Here is a 593-nt window from a genome sequence, read left to right as displayed (position 1 = left end):
CTCCAGCAGCATCTGCTTGAGGAAGCTGGAGCCATGAAACTGGGGCGGCTTGGGGTAGCTGAAGCGGCCCGGGTTGGCCCGGGCCCAGGCCAGCAGCGCCTGGGCCGAGCGTGGCGGCGCGGCCACCTGGGCCTTATCGACCATGAAGTTGAGCTGGCCCAGCCCCCAGGGGGCCTCCAGCCCCTCCACCGGCACTGTGAAGTCCTCACTCACCGGCAGGCTCAGGTCCACCAGGGCCATGTTCGGCAACCCCTGGCTGAAGGGGGCGCCGAGCAGGCCCTTGTCCTTGAGGGCCTTGAAGTTCTCGCCATTGACCCAGAGCAGGTCGATGGGGCCCCCCTGGCGCTTTCCCGCCTGCTTGTTGGCGAGCAGCTGGCTGACACTCTGGGCGATGTCATCCACCTTCACCTGGACCAGGGTGACGCCATGGTCACGGGCCAGCTCTCCGGCCGCCCAGGCGAGGTAGCGGTTGATCTCGGGGCTGCCGCCCCAGGCGTTGAAGTAGACGGTTTCTCCCCTGGCCTCGGCCTGGATCGCCTGCCAGGGGGAGGGGCTTTCGGCCCGGGCCTGGCCGCCCCAGAGCAGGAGCAGGG

General features: G+C 69.1%; 1 protein-coding gene. It reads right to left on the bottom strand.

The genetic code is table 11. The annotated features are described in order from the left end of the window. The coding region (locus BN1119_RS12515; protein ID WP_041998334.1) for an ABC transporter substrate-binding protein at window positions 1-585 on the bottom strand (585 nt) is incomplete at its 3' end. Window positions 586-593 lie beyond the last annotated feature (8 nt).

Source organism: Aeromonas bivalvium, assembly GCF_000819765.1.
GTDB lineage: Bacteria > Pseudomonadota > Gammaproteobacteria > Enterobacterales > Aeromonadaceae > Aeromonas > Aeromonas bivalvium.
Note: the sequence above shows the minus strand (reverse complement) of the source record. Positions and strands in the feature narration are given on the sequence as shown.